Source organism: Paraburkholderia tagetis (genome assembly GCF_022213065.1).
Taxonomy (GTDB): domain Bacteria; phylum Pseudomonadota; class Gammaproteobacteria; order Burkholderiales; family Burkholderiaceae; genus Paraburkholderia; species Paraburkholderia tagetis.
In genome coordinates this window covers 74,562-90,453 of sequence record NZ_JAKLJA010000030.1, presented here as the reverse complement: position 1 = coordinate 90,453, position 15,892 = coordinate 74,562, and the positions used below count along the sequence as shown (strand labels likewise).

The window sequence follows — 15,892 nt, the reverse complement described above, 5'->3', positions numbered from 1 at the left end:
TCCTCGATGCTCAGCACGTCCTGCATGGGGTCTTCTCCGGGCAAAAGCCAGAGTAAACGCGTCATGGCGCGGGTTTACAACTTTTGTGACAGGCGCTTTTACATTTCATGCGATTGCCCTGGTCGGAAAATTGCCGAAAAATCTCCTAAGCGCCGGGCGAGGCGCGCCGCCGCTCCGTCCCGCTGGGGCAGGTGAAAATTGGGGCGCGTGTTATGCTTTTCCGCAATTAATGATTGCTCTTTAATTGACTTTTTATTTGCCCCTTATTTTCCCGCAGGGAGAACATTCAATGCTGAAATCGCCCCGTATTCTGTCCGGCCTTGCTGCCGTGCTCCTGCTTTCGGCTGGTTCGGCCGCTAACGCCGCCAATCTGGGCTTTCTCAACGACACGCCGGCTACCTGGATGAAGCAGGCAGATTACAACTCGCTCGCCCGTGCAGTGCGAGATTCGGTCGCGAACAAGGCGGACGGCGAAACCAGCAACTGGACCAATGACGGTCTCGGTAACCCCGTGAAGATGAACGCCACCATTACGCCGTCCAAGATGCAGAAGGACGGCGACAAGACCTGCCGAGACTCGGAAGTGGTCGTGACCGCGAAGGGGCAGTCGATGACGCTGCGCCCGCAGTTCTGCCAGGCCGGCAGCGGTGCCTGGGTTTATCAGAAGAAGCACTGAGCACGCAGTGAACGGCAAGATCGTCTCGTGCGGCATCGTGCTGCTCGACCCGGATGGCCGCGTGCTGCTTGCGCACGCGACCGGCACGAATCACTGGGACATTCCGAAGGGGCAGGGCGAGTCCGGTGAAACGCAGGCGCAGAGCGCATTGCGCGAAATGGTTGAGGAGACCGGCATCGCGATCGACGCGTCGCGGCTCGTCGATCTCGGGCGCTTCGCGTATCGGCGCGACAAGGACCTGCATCTGTTCGCCGCGCGGGCCGACGCCGGGGAGCTCGATCTGTCGAAATGCCACTGCGTGTCGCTTTTCCCAAGCCGGCACGATGGCGTGATGATTCCCGAGATGGACGCCTGGGCTTGGGTCGCGCCCACCGACGTGGACCAATACGCGAGCCGCAGTCTCGCGCGGCTTTTCGGCACGACGCTTTCGCTCGCCGCGCTACATGATCGCGTCTGACTGATGCCACGAATCTGACGCCACGAATCGCTGCATCGAATTGCGCGGCGCCGCTGAGCCGCCCGCGCCGCCATTATTGCAGGAAATAGAAAAAGCCCGCACGAGATGAACGTGCGGGCTTTGCATTCGATGGGGGCGCTGCCTGCGCGCCGCTATGAGGCCTTACTTGCCCCAGCTGTCGCGCAGACCGACGATGCGGTTGAACACCGGCGCGCCCGGCTTCGAGTCGTAGCGGTCGGCGACGAAGTAGCCGTGGCGCTCGAATTGATAGCGGTCTTCCGGCGCTGCATTGCGTGCGCCCGGCTCCAGATATGCCTGCGTCACGCGCCTGGAATCCGGGTTGAGCGCTTCGAGGTAGTCGCGGCCGCCCGCGTCGGGCTGCTCTTCGCGGAACAGACGGTCGTAGAGGCGCACTTCCGCCGGGCACGCGTGCGGCGCGCTCACCCAGTGGATGTTGCCCTTGACCTTGTAATTGTTCGCGCCTTCCGTGCCCGATTTGCTGTCCGGGAAGTAGTTGCAGTGCACGGCGATCACGTTGCCGTCTTCATCTTTCTCCGCGCCCGTGCATTCGATCACGAAGCCATAGCGCAGCCGCACCTTGTTGCCCGGGAACAGACGGAAGTAGCCCTTCGGCGGCGTTTCGTTGAAGTCTTCGCGCTCGATCCACAGCTCGCGCGAGATCGGGAACGTGCGCAGGCCGCGCTCCGGGTGATGCGGATGCACGGGCGCCGTGCAGTCTTCGCTCTGGCCTTCCGGATAGTTGTCGATGATGAGCTTGAGCGGGTCGAGCACGGCGGCCGTGCGCGGCGCCTTCTCGTCGAGGTCGTCGCGCAGCGCGCCTTCGAGGGTGCTCATGTCGATCCACGAATCCACCTTGGTCACGCCGATGCGTTCGCAGAAGAGCTGGATTGATTCGGGCGTGAAGCCGCGCCGGCGCACGCCGACGATGGTGGGCATGCGCGGGTCGTCCCAGCCGTCCACGTGGCCTTCGGTCACGAGTTGCAGCAGCTTGCGCTTGCTGGTGATCGCGTAGGTGAGGTTCAGGCGCGAGAACTCGATTTGCTGCGGCAGCGGGCGCGTGAAGACGCCGGCATCGGCCAGTTCATTGAGCACCCAGTCGTAGAGCGGACGATGGTCTTCGAACTCGAGCGTGCACAGCGAGTGCGTGATGTTCTCGAGCGCGTCCGAGATGCAGTGCGTGTAGTCGTACATCGGATACACGCACCATTTGTCGCCGGTGCGGTAGTGATGCGCGAAGCGGATGCGGTAGATCACCGGGTCGCGCATGTTGAAGTTCGGCGACGCCATATCGATCTTCGCGCGCAGCACGTGCGCGCCTTCCTCGAACTCGCCGGCCTTCATGCGGCGGAACAGGTCGAGGTTTTCGTCGACGGAGCGATCGCGGAACGGCGAATTCTTGCCGGCTTCAGTGGCCGAGCCTCGGTTCAGACGCATCTCTTCAGGCGACTGGCTGTCCACGTAGGCCTTGCCGCGCTGGATCAACAGCTCGGCGAATTCGTAGAGCTTGTCGTAGTAATCGCTCGCGTAGAAGAGGTAGTCGCGGTTGTCGTTGGCCTTCTTCCACTCGAAGCCGAGCCAGGTGACTGCGTCGATGATCGAGTTGACGTACTCGACGCTTTCCTTTTCAGGATTGGTGTCGTCGAAGCGCAGGTGGCACACGCCGCCATAGCTCTTCGCCACGCCGAAGTTCAGGCAGATGCTCTTCGCGTGGCCGATGTGCAGATAGCCGTTCGGCTCCGGCGGGAAGCGCGTTTCCACGCGCTGCGCCCACTTGCCCGAGCGGTTGTCGTCGTCGATGATGTTGCGGATGAAATTGGATGCCGCAGGCGCGTCCGTGCGGTCGGCGTCTTTACGTTCGGTATTCATGCGAAAAGGGAAGTCGTTCGAGGGCGCGGTACATAAGGAAAGTCGCAACCCGGCGCCCAGTGGTGTCTTCCATTCTACCTGACGAGACCAGGCCTGCCAGTCCGGGCTCGCGGGCGTTGCGCCGGCGCGTTGCGCAGGGCGCTGTTTGACGTGCTGCGCGCAAGAGGCGTGCAAGATGTGTGCAAAAGGAAAAAAAGACGATGAACGAACCCCGAGTGCTGGTGTTGCCGGGCTACATGAATTCCGGGCCGGGGCACTGGCAGACGCGCTGGGAGACCGCGCACGCGGGCTTTGAGCGCGTGCGCATGGGCGACTGGATGCATCCGGACTGCGACGCATGGTGCGGCGCGCTCGAAGCCGCGTTGAGTACTGGGAGTACCGGAAGCGACGCTCCGTTGGGCGAGGGCGGCGTGCTGCTGGCGGCACACAGCCTCGGCTGTCTCACGATCGCGCATTGGGCGGCGCGTCATGCGAGCGCGGCGACGCTCGCGAAAATCGCGGGTGCGCTGCTGGTGGCGGTGCCCGACCCGCACGGCCCCGAATTCCCGCGCGACGCCAGCGGCTTCGATTCGGTGCCGCTTGAACCGGCGCCCGTGCTGCCGTTCGCGAGCATCGTGGTCGCGAGCCGCGACGATCCCTATGGCGGGCTGGCGTTCTCGCAACGCTGCGCCAACGCTTGGGGTAGCCGATGGATCGACATCGGCGCGCGCGGGCACATCAACGCGGAAAGCGGCTTCGGCGACTGGCAGCAGGGCTTCGAATGGCTGATGTCGATGAGCAGAGGCGCAGCGGGCTGACGCCCACGCGGCACCCCGCGCGCCCCAGTCGTCACCAGTGACGCGCGCACCTGCGCCTCAGGCGACGCCCTTGCCCCGCAACGCCGCCACCTGCTCCTCGCTGTACCCGAGCACATCGCGCAGCACCTCCACGGTGTGCTCCCCCAGCGTCGGCGGATGGCTCGTCACGGCAGGCGGTGTCTCGCTCATGCGGATGGGGTTGCGTACCAGCCGCGCCTGTGCGCCCGACGGGTGCGGCACGTCCACCTGCATGCCGCGCGCGATCACCTGCTCGTTCTCGAACACTTCGGCGAGGTCGTTGATCGGCCCGCACGGCACGCCCGCGCCTTCGAGCGCGCCAATCCAGTCGTCCTTGGTGCGCGTGCGGACCAGATCGGCGACGATCGGCACCAGCGTCTCGCGATTGCGCACGCGCTCGGGATTGGTCGCGAAGCGCGCATCGTCGGCGAGTTGGGGGCGGCCCGCGACCTCGACGAACTTGCGGAATTGCCCGTCGTTGCCCACCGCCAGAATGATCCAGCTATCGCTCGTCTGGAACGCCTGATAGGGCACGATGTTCGGATGCGCGTTGCCCCAGCGCGCCGGCGGCGTGCCGCTCGCGAGGTAGTTCGTGTTCATGTTCGCGAGCATGGCCACCTGCACGTCGAGCAGCGCCATGTCGATGTACTGGCCCGCGCCCGTGCGGTCGCGGTGCGCGAGCGCCGTGAGCACGGCAATCGTCGCGTACATGCCGGTCATGAGGTCGGCAATCGCCACGCCGGCCTTTTGCGGACCGCCGCCCGGCAGGCTGTCGCGCTCGCCGGTGATGCTCATGAAGCCGCCCATGCCTTGCACGATAAAGTCGTAGCCCGCGCGCGGCGCGTACGGCCCGGTCTGGCCGAATCCGGTCACCGAGCAATAGACGAGATCGGGCTTCACGGCGCGCAGCGACTCGTAATCGAGCCCGTACTTCTTCAACTGCCCGACCTTGTAGTTCTCCAGCACGACGTCGCTCTGCGCGGCGAGCTCGCGCACGATGCGCTGGCCCTCGGGTGTTGCGATGTCGAGCGTCACCGAGCGCTTGTTGCGGTTCGGCGCGAGATAGTAGGCGGCTTCCTCGGTGTCATGGCCGTCTGGCGTCTTCAGGTACGGCGGCCCCCAATGGCGCGTGTCGTCGCCGGCGCCCGGGCGCTCCACCTTGATCACGTCGGCGCCGAAGTCGGCGAGTGTCTGTGCGCACCACGGTCCGGCAAGGACGCGGGTGAGATCGAGTACGCGGATATGGCTGAGAGCGCCCATGCTGTGTCTTCCAATGTCGTTTTAGGGCTTGGGCTTCGCACTTGCGGGCAGCGAGCCGGCCGATCGGGGCATCTTAAGCGATCCCGTCGACGAATGGTGGATTTCGGTACACGGTTTCGCTGTGCGAAACAAAATCGCGTGAATAAGCCAGCGCGCCGGCACGCTGTCGCGCCTGTGCACACTGCCCGAGCGGGCCGCCGCGAGCGCGCAACGATCCCGTATAATCGTTCGATTCAGCATCGCCGATTTCGCGCGCATCCAGGTGCATTCCGGGTGCAGGCGCGGACCCGGACGATCTCACAAGATTCAGCACTGAACGCCCCGAAGGTACATACAGCACGCTATGAAAGCCGCCGAAATCCGCGAGAAATTCCTCAAGTTCTTCGAGTCGAAGGGCCACACGATCGTGCGCTCGTCGAGCCTCGTGCCGGGCAACGACCCCACGTTGCTCTTCACCAACTCGGGCATGGTGCAGTTCAAGGACGTGTTCCTCGGCACCGAATCGCGCCCGTACTCGCGCGCCACGACCGCGCAGCGCAGCGTGCGCGCGGGCGGCAAGCACAACGACCTCGAGAACGTCGGCTACACCGCGCGCCACCACACGTTCTTCGAGATGCTCGGCAACTTCTCGTTCGGCGACTACTTCAAGCGCGACGCAATCCATTACTGCTGGGAACTGCTCACGAAGGTCTACGGCCTGCCGGCGGAGAAGCTCACGGTCACCGTCTACAAGGAAGACGACGAAGCCTTCGACATCTGGGAGAAGGAAGTGGGCGTGCCGGCGGAGCGCATCATTCGCATCGGCGACAACAAGGGCGCGCGCTACGCCTCGGATAACTTCTGGCAGATGGCCGATACCGGCCCCTGCGGCCCGTGCTCGGAAGTGTTCTACGACCACGGCCCGGAAGTCTGGGGCGGCCCCCCGGGATCGGCCGAGGAAGACGGCGACCGCTTCATCGAGATCTGGAATCTCGTGTTCATGCAGTTCAACCGCGACGCCCAGGGCAACATGACGCCGCTGCCCAAGCAGTGCGTCGACACGGGCATGGGCCTCGAGCGCCTCGCCGCCGTGCTCCAGCACGTGCACAGCAACTATGAGATCGACCTGTTCCAGAACCTGATCAAGGCCGCTGGACGCGAGACGGGCACCGCCGACCTCACGAACAACTCGCTGAAGGTGATCGCGGACCACATCCGCGCCTGCTCGTTCCTGATCGTCGACGGCGTGATTCCGGGCAACGAAGGCCGCGGCTACGTGCTGCGCCGCATCGTGCGCCGCGCGATCCGCCACGGCTACAAGCTCGGCCGCAAGAACGGCTTCTTCCACAAGCTCGTGGCCGATCTCGTCGCGGAAATGGGCGCGGCTTATCCCGAGCTGACGGAAGCACAGCAGCGCGTGACCGACGTGTTGCGCCAGGAAGAAGAGCGCTTCTTCGAGACCATCGAGCACGGCATGTCGATTCTCGAAGCCGCGCTGGCGGATCTTGAAACCAAGGGTGGCAAGACGCTCGACGGCGAACTCGCGTTCAAGCTGCACGACACCTACGGCTTCCCGCTCGACCTCACGGCGGACGTCTGCCGCGAGCGCAACGTCACCGTCGACGAGCCGGCCTTCGACGACGCCATGGCGCGCCAGCGCGAGCAGGCACGCGCGGCGGGCAAGTTCAAGATGGCGCAGGGCCTCGAATACTCGGGCGCGAAGACCACGTTCCACGGCTACGAGGAAATCGTGTTCGACGACGCGAAGATCGTCGCGCTGTACGTCGATGGCGCCTCGGTCAGCGAAGTGAAGACCGGCCAGGACGCCGTGGTCGTGCTCGACCACACGCCGTTCTATGCGGAGTCGGGCGGCCAGGTGGGCGACCAGGGCGTGATCTCCAACGCGAGCGTGCGCTTCGCGGTGATCGACACGCTCAAGGTTCAGGCCGATGTGAGCGGCCACCACGGCACGCTGGAGCAGGGCACGCTCAAGGTGGGCGATATCGTGAAGGCGGAAATCGACGCCATTCGCCGCGCCCGCACGGCGCGCAACCACTCGGCCACGCACCTGATGCACAAGGCGCTGCGCGAAGTGCTGGGCCAGCACGTGCAGCAGAAGGGCTCGCTCGTCGATGCGGAGAAGACGCGCTTCGACTTCGCGCACAACGCGCCGATGACCGATGAGCAAATTCGTCGCGTCGAAGAAATCGTCAACGCGGAAGTGCTCGCGAACGCGCCCGGCATCGTGCGCGTGCTGCCCTACGACGAAGCGGTGAAGGGCGGCGCGATGGCGCTCTTCGGCGAGAAGTACGGCGACGAAGTGCGCGTGCTCGACCTCGGCTTCTCGCGCGAACTCTGCGGCGGCACGCACGTGAGCCGCAGCGGCGACATCGGCTTCTTCAAGATCGTCATGGAAGGTGGCGTGGCTGCGGGTATCCGCCGCGTGGAAGCGATCACGGGCGACAACGCCGTGCGCTTCGTGCAGGACCTCGACGCGCGTGTGAACGCGGCAGCCGCGGCGCTCAAGGCGCAGCCTTCGGAACTCACGCAGCGCATCGCGCAGGTGCAGGACCAGGTCAAGTCGCTCGAGAAGGAACTGGGCGCGCTCAAGTCGAAGATGGCGTCGAGCCAGGGCGACGAACTCGCGGGCCAGGCCATCGAGGTGAACGGCGTGCACGTGCTGGCCGCCACGCTCGAAGGCGCGGACTCGAAGACGCTGCGCGAGACGGTGGACAAGCTCAAGGACAAGCTCAAGAGCGCGGCGATCGTGCTGGCGGCTGTCGACGGCGGCAAGGTCAGCCTGATCGCGGGCGTGACCGCAGAGGCCAGCAAGAAGGTCAAGGCCGGCGAGCTCGTGAACTTCGTCGCCCAGCAGGTGGGCGGCAAGGGCGGCGGCCGTCCGGACATGGCGCAGGCGGGCGGCACCGAGCCGGCTAACCTGAGCGCCGCGCTTGCGGGCGTGAAGGGCTGGGTCGAGGCGAAGCTGTAAAGCGAATCGCCAGGTACGAAGCGCGGCCGAGAGACCGCGCTGTAGTTCAAAAGGGCTGTCCGGAAGGGCAGCCCTTTTTGTTTGGTGCCGCAGCGTTGGGGCGCGGCACGGTTTGGTCGCTTGCGGGTGCGCTCAGGCACCGGTGGGCAAACCCTCCGCCTTGGCCGTCCTGGTCGTCTCGGTCGTCTCACCGCGAGCACGCGCTTCAGCTTCGCTTTGCGCATGCTCGAGCAGCGCTGTTTTCAACGCGTCCAGCGCGGGAGAGAAATGCCCGCGTCGCCACGTGAGCAGCGTATCGATCTGGCCGGACTTGCCGAGCGAATGCATCGCCACGTCGTCGGCGTTGCGTTGCAGATCGAGCACCGAGCGCGGCGCGACGGCCACGCCGGCGCCCGCCGCCACACACGCGACGATCGCGTGATACGAGCCGAGCTCCAGCACGCGCGTGGGCCGGATGCCGTGCTCCAGATACCAGGCTTCCACATAGTTGCGGTAGGCGCAGCCGCGCTCGAACGCCACGAGCGTCGAGAGCGCGACGTCGCCCGGCGCCCGGATCGGCCGATGACCGCGCGGCGTGATCATCACGAGGTCCTCGCGGTACACGCGCACGTAGTCGAACACTTCGGCATCGGGCGGTCCGGCGAGCGGCGTTGCGATCAGCGCGGCGTCCACTTCGAATTCACGCAGCCGCTCGATCAGGCGGTCCGTGGTGCCGGTCTCCAGTTCGAGCGTGACCTCGGGCCAGCTTTGGTGATAGCGCGCGAGCACGCCCGGCAGGCGGGTGGCCGCCATGCTTTCCATCGCGCCAAGGCGCAGGCGTCCGCTTGGCGTGCCGGCCTTGAGCGCATGGCGTGCCTCGTCGGCGAGGGCGAGCAGGCGCTCGGCGTAGGGCAGCAACGTCTCGCCCGCAGGCGTGAGCACGAGGCGGCGGCCGTCGCGCGTGAAGAGCGGCGTGCCGAGCTGATCTTCGAGCTGCTTGATGCGGGTAGTGACATTCGACTGCACCCGGTTGAGCTTGGCGGCCGCCCGCGTCACGCCGTTTTCGCGGACGACGGCGCGAAAGATCGCCAGCGCGGCGAGATCCATGATTCTCTCCTTGGGATGTGTTCGTTCATCATAATTCATTTTTTGTGAACGTTTGTGGCGGCTAAGATGGTCACGGTGGTGTCCCGCACGACGCTTGCGCCATCCCTCACTCATTGCCGATTTAGTAATCGCCGAACATGAACGACATCGCTTCCCGTACCGACGCCGCTCGCGCGCTTCCCGCGCACCCGGCCCATCGTTCGCGCGCCGCGCGGCGTGCCGCGCTCGCCTGCATGGCGGCGCTGGCGGCAGCGCTTGGCGTCGGGCGTTTCGCGTTCACGCCGCTCCTGCCGCTGATGCTGCATGGTGGCGCGCTCGATTTGCGTCATGGCGGCTGGCTGGCGTCGCTCAACTACGCGGGCTATTTCGTCGGTGCGGTGGGGTGCGTCGCGCTGCGCTTCGCGCCTGCGCGCATCGTGCGCGCCGGGCTGGCGGCGACGGCGCTTCTGACCGTGGCGATGGGCCTGACGCAATCGTTCTGGATCTGGGCCATCGTGCGCTTCGTGGCGGGCGCCGTGAGCGCGGCGACCTTCGTGTTCGCGTCGCAATGGGGGCTGCGGCGCCTCGCGCAGCTTGGTGCGAACGAGTGGGGCGGCGTGATCTACACGGGGCCGGGCGTGGGCATCGTCGCGACCGGGTTGATGGTGAGCGCGGCGGGCGGCTTCGGCGCGCAGGCGGGCTGGATCGGCTTCGGGTTGATCTGCGTGCTGATTGCCGTGCTCGTGTGGCCCGTCTTCGGCGACGATAGGCGTGAGGCACGCCAAGCGCAGGGCCGTGCGGGGGCGGGGGCTCGTCCAGCGGCAGGCGTGGCGCAACCCGCTGCGGCAGTTAATGCCACCGCTGCATCCGCAGCGCCGGCCGCTGGCGCTCGCGCCGACGCCTTCTGGCTCGTGCTCCTCTACGGCGTGCCGGGCTTCGGCTACATCATCACGGCGACCTTCCTGCCCGTGATCGCGCGCCATGCGCTGCCGGGCTCCGTCTGGCCCGACCTGTTCTGGCCGATGTTCGGCGTCGCGCTGATCGTGGGAGCGCTTTCGGCGGCGCGCCTGCCGCTGCACTGGGACAACCGGCTCATGCTCGCCGCGTGCTACGTGCTGCAGGCGCTGGGCATCGCGCTCGGCATCGTCTGGCCGAACGCCGCGGGCTTCTCGCTTGGCAGCGTGCTGATCGGCTTGCCGTTCACGGCGATCACGCTCTTCGCCATGCGCGAGGCGCGCCTTCTGCGCGGCGATCATGCCGCCGCGCTCATGGGGTACGCGACGGGTGCTTACGGGATTGGCCAGATTGCGGGGCCGCTCGTTGCCGCGCCGCTCGCGGCTTCGACGGGCTCGTTCTCTCCGTCGCTCTGGCTCGCGGCGCTGGTCTTGCTCGCGGGCGCGGCGGGGCTCGCGTGGCGCGCCGCGCGTGCGCGTGCATGAACGCATGAGAGCGTGTTTGTGCGTATTTGCGCGTGGGTGAGGGAGCCGCCCGCGTCGGAATGCTTTGGATAGAGAGCAGTCTGCACGCCGTCTGCGATGGCACACTAAAATAGCCGTTTCGTGCTGTTTCTTGCCATTGCGTGCCGTCGTGAGGCTACGACCAGGACGCCTCACCGAACGGCTGCCGCGCAATCTGCGACTCCTACCGACTCATGAGCGAATACCAGTTTTGCCCGCGTTGTGCCTCGCGCCTCACCGAACGCGCCGATCCCGAGCATGAGGGTGGCCGCCGGCGCCTCGCGTGTCCCGACCTCGCCTGCGGCTATGTCCATTGGAACAACCCGCTGCCCGTCGTGGCCGCTATCGTGGAGTACGAGGGGCGCATCCTGCTCGCGCGCAACGCGGCCTGGCCCGAAGGCATGTTCGCGCTCATCACCGGCTTCCTCGAGAACGGCGAGACGCCGGAGGAGGGCATCGCCCGCGAGGTGTTCGAAGAGACCGCGCTGCGCGCGCAGAGCGTCGAGCTCGTGGGCGTCTACGAGTTCGTCCGCAAGAACGAGCTCATCATCGCGTATCACGTGAAGGCGGCGGGCACGATTGCGCTCTCGCCGGAGTTGCTCGAATACCAGCTCGTGGAGCCCGCGAAGCTGCGGCCATGGCGTGCGGGTACGGGCCCGGCGCTCGGCGAATGGATGCGCCGGCGCGGCCTGCCGTTCGAATACGTCGAGCGGCCCGGGCAGTGAACGCATACTCGTGAGCGCCTTGCATCCGATGGCCGGTTACGCCCCGGCTGTCTCCCCGAACCTCAGCCACTCGATGAATCGATCCCGCCGATGAACCGACCCGTCGCCATTGCACGCTCCGACTATCGTCACTTCCTGTCCATCACCACGCGCTGGATGGACAACGACGTCTACGGTCACGTCAACAACGTCGTCTACTACAGCTACTTCGACACCGTCGTGAACGAGTATCTGATTCGCGCGCAGGCGCTCGATATCGAGCATGGCGCGACTATCGGGCTCGTGGTCGAAACGCATTGCAACTACTTCGCACCGCTCGTGTTTCCCGAGCGCGTGGAGGCGGGGCTGCGCGTGGCGCGGCTCGGCTCGTCGAGCGTGCGCTACGAAGTCGGTCTCTTTCGCGAGGGCGAACCCACGCCCGCCGCGCAGGGGCATTTCGTGCACGTCTACGTCGACCGCGCAACGCGCCGCCCCGTGAGCGCGCTGCCCGACGCCTTGCACGCCGCGCTCGCGCCGCTCGTGGTCGAGAGCGCGGGCATGGGCACGGCGGCGGCCTGAACGCGGGCTTCGCTCCCGTATTCGCTCCCGCGCTCGCTCGACTTAACGCGACGCGACGCAAAGCAACGCAACGTTCAAGGCACCTTCCGTGCAGGCTTTCGTGATCGACATGCTCAACGGCGCAAGCTACGGCCTGCTGCTGTTCATGCTGTCCGCCGGGCTCACGCTGATCTTCAGCATGCTCGGCGTGCTCAACTTCGCGCATGCGAGCTTCTACATGCTGGGTGCGTATCTGGGCGTCACGCTTGGGGCGATGCTGGGCTTCGGCTGGGCGCTCGTGCTCGCGCCGCTCGCCGCCGGCCTCGCGGGCGCCGCGTTCGAGCGCACGCTGCTGCGCCGTGCGCACCCGGCCCACGCGGGCAGGGCGGGTGGCACCGGCAGCACGGGCAGCCCGCTCAATGCGCTCCTGCTGACCTTCGGCGCGGCCTTGGCGATCGGCGAACTGGTCAAGCTCGTCTGGGGATTGCAGCCGCTCGCGGCGAGCGTGCCCGCGTGGCTCGACGGCGCGCTCTTCAGATTCGGCGGCGCGGCGTTCTCGCGCTATCGCGCGTTTGCGATGCTGGTGGCGCTCGCCATGCTCGGCGCGATCTACGCGGCGCTGCGCGTGTCGCAGACGGGCCTCGTGGTGCGCGCGGCGCTCACGCATCGGGCGGCGGTGGAAGCGCTCGGCCACGACGTGCCGCGTGTGCAGATGATGGTGTTCGCGCTCGGCACGGCGCTCGCCGCGCTCGCGGGCGTGGTCGCCGCGCCGCTCCTCGTGGTCGAGCCGGCGATGTCCGAATCGGTGGGCTCGATCGTGTTCGTGGTGGTCGTGACGGGCGGGCTCGGCTCGCTCTCCGGTGCGTTCGTTGCCTCGCTAGCGGTGGGCCTGCTGCAAACCTTCGCGGTGTCGAGCGACGTGTCGCTGGGCGGCCTGGCCGAGTTCCTTGGCGTGACGCTCGCGCCCGCGTGGCGTGCGCTCACGCTGGCGCAGGTGGCGCCGCTGTTGCCGTATCTGCTGCTGGTCGCGATGCTCGCGGTGCGTCCGCAAGGCCTTTTCGGCCAGCGCGGCGAGGACGCGTGACGCGCCATGAAAGCCGATAAATCCCGCTCCCGGGTGGAGGCGACTGGTCCGCAGCCCGTGCCATGCGCGCCGGCGTCACGCGCAATGGTGGCTCGGGCGCGCTCGATACGCTGCGCGCCGTGGGTCGCGCTCGCGGCGCTGCTCGGCCTCCCGCCGCTCGTTTCGGCGTGGCTTTCGCCCGCTGGCGTGCCGCAGGGATGGCTGCTAGCATGCCTCGCCCAGGCGGCGACGATGATCGTCTTCGCGCTTTCGTACAACCTCCTGCTCGGCGAGACCGGGCTACTGTCGTTCGGCCATGCGGCGCCCGCCGGGCTCGGGGCGCTCGTGGCCGCACAGGCTTTCAATCATTACGCGATCCCGTTGCCACTTCTGCCGCTTGCGGGCGGCGTGGCGGGCGCAGCGGTCGGCGTGGTCATCGCACTGGTTGCCGCGCGCCGTGCCGGCACCGCGTTCGCCATGATCACGCTCGGGCTTGGCGAGCTGGTCGCCGCCGCCGCGTGGGCGCTGCCCGACTGGTTCGGCGGCGAGGCGGGCGTCGCCATCGACCGGGCGAGCGGGCCGGTCATATCCACCGTGTCAACCGTGGCAAGCGTGACAGCCTGGACCTTCGGGCCGGATCGTCAGGCGTACTGGGTAATCGCCGTGTGGTGTCTCGTTGCGAGCGCCGCGATTTACGTGCTGTCGCGCGCGCCGTTCGTGCGCCTCGCCAATGCCGTGCGCGACAACCCGGTGCGCGCCGCCGCGCTGGGTGCGTCGCCGGCGCGCGTGCGGGCCGCGATGATCGTGCTCGCTGCGGGCTTCGCCGGCGTCGCGGGCACGCTCACGCTCATCAACGTGGAGCTGGCGGCCGCCGAAAGCGTTGGCATGATGCGCTCGGCCGCCGTGCTGATCGCAACCGTGACGGGCGGGACCGCGTCGTTCTTCGGGCCGGTGCTCGGCGCGCTGGTGTGGGTGGCGTTCAGCGTGGGCGTGGCGAGCGTGTCGCGGGCCTGGATGCTGTACGTGGGACTCTTTTTCGTCGTCGTGGTGCTGGCTGCACCCGATGGGCTCGCTGGCCTGATGGCGCGCCAGCGCGCGGCGCTCGCGCGGCACGGCTGGCGGCATTGCGGCGCGTACTGGACGATGGCTACGCTCGCGGCCTCGTGCGGCGCATTGGCGCTCGTGCTGGCGGTGCAATGGGCCTACGCGCTGCGCTTCGGCAACGATGATCCCGGCGCATGGCTCGGCACGCTCCCGGCGCGCGCTGCGGCGGGGCTCGCCGTGACGATTGTCGCGTCGACGATCGTAGCGGTCTGGGCGGGGTGTCGCGCGCGGCGAGCCGTGCGCGCGCTCGAACGGCTTGAGCGGCTCGATCGCTCTGAGCGGCTTGAACCGCTTGAACCGCTTGAACCGCTCGATCCACGAAAGGAGGCGCCATGACGCCCGCGCTGCGGCTCATCGGCATCGAGAAGCGTTTTGGCGCGACGGCCGTGCTGCGCGGCGTCGATATCGAGGTGCGGCGGGGCGAGCGCCACGCGCTGATCGGCCCCAACGGCGCGGGCAAGTCCACGCTGTTCAGCCTGATTGCGGGCGAACGCCGCGCGAGCGCGGGCCGCATCGTGCTGCACGGCGAGGACATCACGCGTCTTGCGAGCGCCGCGCGTGCAAGACGCGGCCTCGCGCGCAGTTTCCAGACTACAAGCGTGTTCGCGCGTTTGCCTGTGCATGAGAACCTGCGTTGCGCGGTGCTGGCGTCGCTGCGCGGCGGTGCGGGGCTGGCGGCGCGCTGGTTCGGCTCGGCCCGCGCCGACGCCCAGGTGGCCGAACTGCTCGACGCCCTCGGTCTCGCGCACGTCGCGCAACGCGAGGCCGCGACGCTGAGCTACGCCGAGCAGCGCGCGCTCGACCTGGGCCTCGCGCTCGCGGGCGGCGCGCATACGCTGCTGCTCGACGAACCCACCGCTGGCATGAACCGCGCCGAAGCCGCGCGCGCCGTCGATCTGATTCGCGCGACCACGGCGGGCAAGACGGTGCTGCTGATCGAGCACGACATGGACGCGGTGTTCGGTCTTGCCGACCGCGTCTCGGTGCTGGTGCAGGGGCACGTGATTGCCACGGGCACGCCCGAGGCGATTCGTACCGATGCCGCCGTGCGCGATGCGTATCTGGGCGCGCATTTCGATGCGCGCTTCGATGCGAGTCCTGATGCCCCCGGCCACGTGAGGCGGGCGCCATGAGCGCGCTCCTCGAAGTCGGGAACCTGCGCGCGTGGTATGGCGCAAGCCAGGTGCTGCATGGCGTCGATCTGCGCGTCGGCGCGGGGGAGGTCGTCGCGCTCGCGGGCCGCAACGGTTCCGGGCGCTCGACGCTCGCCAAGGCGTTGATGTCGATGGTCGACGCCGAAGGCGTGCGCCGTTTCGCGGGCGTGGACCTCGCGCCGCTGCGCACGTTCGAGGTTGCGCGGATGGGTCTTGGCTACGTCGCGGAGCAGCGCGACGTGTTCCCGACGCTGAGCGTCGACGAGAACCTGCGCCTGGGTCTCGCGAAACATCGCCCGGATGCAAAGGCGGGCGCGAAGAACGGCACACAACCGCGCGCCACACGCTTCACCATCGACGACGCGCACGCGCTTTTTCCGATCCTGCTAGAGCGTCGCGGCGCACGTGCGGGCGTGCTCTCGGGCGGCGAGCAGCAGATGCTTGCGCTGGCCCGCGCGCTCGTGGGCGGCCCCGATCTCCTGATCGTCGACGAGCCCGCCGAAGGGCTTTCCGCACAGATGGCCGCGCGCGTGGGCGCGTGCCTGCGTGCTCTGCGCGAGCGCGGCATCGCGGTGCTGCTCATCGAACAGCGGCTCGAACTCGCACCGGGGCTGGCGGACCGCGTCGCCGTGATGGGGCATGGGCGCATCGTGTTCGAGGGCACGCCGCAGACGCTCGCGCAGCGCGAAGACATCGTGCGCGACTGGCTAGGCGTGAGCTAACC

General features: G+C 67.5%; 14 protein-coding genes. 11 read left to right on the top strand and 3 right to left on the bottom strand.

The window, feature by feature from the left end:
- The first annotated feature begins 289 nt into the window (after nt 1–289).
- Both L5014_RS27535 and L5014_RS27530 read left to right on the top strand, forming a co-directional pair.
- Nucleotides 290–676 carry a hypothetical protein gene (locus L5014_RS27535; RefSeq protein WP_238466964.1) on the top strand — a complete coding sequence of 129 codons (387 nt, stop codon included), beginning with the start codon at nt 290–292 and terminating at the stop codon, nt 674–676.
- A 7-nt stretch (nt 677–683) separates the two neighbouring features.
- Nucleotides 684–1,133: an NUDIX domain-containing protein gene (locus L5014_RS27530; protein ID WP_238466963.1), complete on the top strand. Its 450-nt coding sequence runs from the start codon at nt 684–686 to the stop codon at nt 1,131–1,133.
- A gap of 162 nt (nt 1,134–1,295) precedes the next feature.
- Here L5014_RS27530 and L5014_RS27525 read toward each other — a convergent pair whose 3' ends face one another.
- Nucleotides 1,296–3,020 (bottom strand): glutamine--tRNA ligase/YqeY domain fusion protein, encoded by a 1,725-nt coding sequence (locus L5014_RS27525; protein ID WP_238466962.1) that lies wholly within the window; start codon nt 3,018–3,020, stop codon nt 1,296–1,298.
- A gap of 200 nt (nt 3,021–3,220) precedes the next feature.
- On the opposite strand from L5014_RS27525, the gene L5014_RS27520 reads away from it, so the two are divergent.
- Nucleotides 3,221–3,817, top strand: a complete 597-nt coding sequence (locus L5014_RS27520) for an RBBP9/YdeN family alpha/beta hydrolase (RefSeq protein WP_238466961.1) — start codon at nt 3,221–3,223, stop codon at nt 3,815–3,817.
- Between the two features lie 57 nt (nt 3,818–3,874).
- Here L5014_RS27520 and L5014_RS27515 read toward each other — a convergent pair whose 3' ends face one another.
- The gene (locus tag L5014_RS27515) at nt 3,875–5,095 is read right to left on the bottom strand and encodes a CaiB/BaiF CoA transferase family protein (protein ID WP_238466960.1); all 1,221 of its coding nucleotides are present in this window, start codon (nt 5,093–5,095) and stop codon (nt 3,875–3,877) included.
- A gap of 343 nt (nt 5,096–5,438) precedes the next feature.
- Between L5014_RS27515 and alaS the strand changes: the two genes are divergently transcribed.
- Nucleotides 5,439–8,063 carry an alanine--tRNA ligase gene (gene alaS, locus L5014_RS27510; protein WP_238466959.1) on the top strand — a complete coding sequence of 875 codons (2,625 nt, stop codon included), beginning with the start codon at nt 5,439–5,441 and terminating at the stop codon, nt 8,061–8,063.
- 132 nt (nt 8,064–8,195) lie between these two features.
- On the opposite strand, the gene L5014_RS27505 is transcribed toward alaS, so the two are convergent.
- Nucleotides 8,196–9,149, bottom strand: a complete 954-nt coding sequence (locus L5014_RS27505) for a LysR family transcriptional regulator (RefSeq protein ID WP_238466958.1) — start codon at nt 9,147–9,149, stop codon at nt 8,196–8,198.
- A gap of 137 nt (nt 9,150–9,286) precedes the next feature.
- Here L5014_RS27505 and L5014_RS27500 point away from each other — a divergent pair, with 137 nt between their 5' ends.
- The 7 genes from L5014_RS27500 (at nt 9,287) to L5014_RS27470 (ending at nt 15,890) form a co-directional block, all read left to right on the top strand.
- Nucleotides 9,287–10,567 carry a YbfB/YjiJ family MFS transporter gene (locus L5014_RS27500; RefSeq protein ID WP_420800148.1) on the top strand — a complete coding sequence of 427 codons (1,281 nt, stop codon included), beginning with the start codon at nt 9,287–9,289 and terminating at the stop codon, nt 10,565–10,567.
- Between the two features lie 212 nt (nt 10,568–10,779).
- Complete coding sequence (locus L5014_RS27495) at nt 10,780–11,310, top strand: NUDIX domain-containing protein (protein ID WP_238466957.1); 531 nt, start codon at nt 10,780–10,782, stop codon at nt 11,308–11,310.
- Nucleotides 11,311–11,400: 90 nt separating this feature from the next.
- Nucleotides 11,401–11,868: an acyl-CoA thioesterase gene (locus L5014_RS27490; protein ID WP_238466956.1), complete on the top strand. Its 468-nt coding sequence runs from the start codon at nt 11,401–11,403 to the stop codon at nt 11,866–11,868.
- Nucleotides 11,869–11,956: 88 nt separating this feature from the next.
- Nucleotides 11,957–12,931: a branched-chain amino acid ABC transporter permease gene (locus tag L5014_RS27485; protein WP_238466955.1), complete on the top strand. Its 975-nt coding sequence runs from the start codon at nt 11,957–11,959 to the stop codon at nt 12,929–12,931.
- A gap of 84 nt (nt 12,932–13,015) precedes the next feature.
- Nucleotides 13,016–14,350 carry a branched-chain amino acid ABC transporter permease gene (locus L5014_RS27480; RefSeq protein WP_238466954.1) on the top strand — a complete coding sequence of 445 codons (1,335 nt, stop codon included), beginning with the start codon at nt 13,016–13,018 and terminating at the stop codon, nt 14,348–14,350.
- Nucleotides 14,347–15,147 (top strand): ABC transporter ATP-binding protein, encoded by an 801-nt coding sequence (locus L5014_RS27475; protein ID WP_238466953.1) that lies wholly within the window; start codon nt 14,347–14,349, stop codon nt 15,145–15,147. The genes L5014_RS27480 and L5014_RS27475 overlap by 4 nt, the downstream gene beginning before the upstream one ends.
- Nucleotides 15,144–15,890 (top strand): ABC transporter ATP-binding protein, encoded by a 747-nt coding sequence (locus tag L5014_RS27470; protein ID WP_238466952.1) that lies wholly within the window; start codon nt 15,144–15,146, stop codon nt 15,888–15,890. Before L5014_RS27475 ends, L5014_RS27470 begins: the two co-directional genes overlap by 4 nt.
- The last annotated feature ends 2 nt before the right edge of the window (nt 15,891–15,892 follow it).

Excerpts from the sequence above, each read along its gene's own strand:
- L5014_RS27535 (WP_238466964.1), top strand. The coding sequence starts at position 290 with ATGCTGAAATCGCCCCGTATTCTGTCCGGCCTTGCTGCCGTGCTCCTG.
- L5014_RS27525 (WP_238466962.1), bottom strand. The coding sequence starts at position 3,020 with ATGAATACCGAACGTAAAGACGCCGACCGCACGGACGCGCCTGCGGCA.
- L5014_RS27520 (WP_238466961.1), top strand. The coding sequence starts at position 3,221 with ATGAACGAACCCCGAGTGCTGGTGTTGCCGGGCTACATGAATTCCGGG.
- L5014_RS27515 (WP_238466960.1), bottom strand. The coding sequence starts at position 5,095 with ATGGGCGCTCTCAGCCATATCCGCGTACTCGATCTCACCCGCGTCCTT.
- alaS (WP_238466959.1), top strand. The coding sequence starts at position 5,439 with ATGAAAGCCGCCGAAATCCGCGAGAAATTCCTCAAGTTCTTCGAGTCG.
- L5014_RS27505 (WP_238466958.1), bottom strand. The coding sequence starts at position 9,149 with ATGGATCTCGCCGCGCTGGCGATCTTTCGCGCCGTCGTCCGCGAAAAC.
- L5014_RS27500 (WP_420800148.1), top strand. The coding sequence starts at position 9,287 with ATGAACGACATCGCTTCCCGTACCGACGCCGCTCGCGCGCTTCCCGCG.
- L5014_RS27495 (WP_238466957.1), top strand. The coding sequence starts at position 10,780 with ATGAGCGAATACCAGTTTTGCCCGCGTTGTGCCTCGCGCCTCACCGAA.
- L5014_RS27490 (WP_238466956.1), top strand. The coding sequence starts at position 11,401 with ATGAACCGACCCGTCGCCATTGCACGCTCCGACTATCGTCACTTCCTG.
- L5014_RS27480 (WP_238466954.1), top strand. The coding sequence starts at position 13,016 with ATGGTGGCTCGGGCGCGCTCGATACGCTGCGCGCCGTGGGTCGCGCTC.
- L5014_RS27475 (WP_238466953.1), top strand. The coding sequence starts at position 14,347 with ATGACGCCCGCGCTGCGGCTCATCGGCATCGAGAAGCGTTTTGGCGCG.
- L5014_RS27470 (WP_238466952.1), top strand. The coding sequence starts at position 15,144 with ATGAGCGCGCTCCTCGAAGTCGGGAACCTGCGCGCGTGGTATGGCGCA.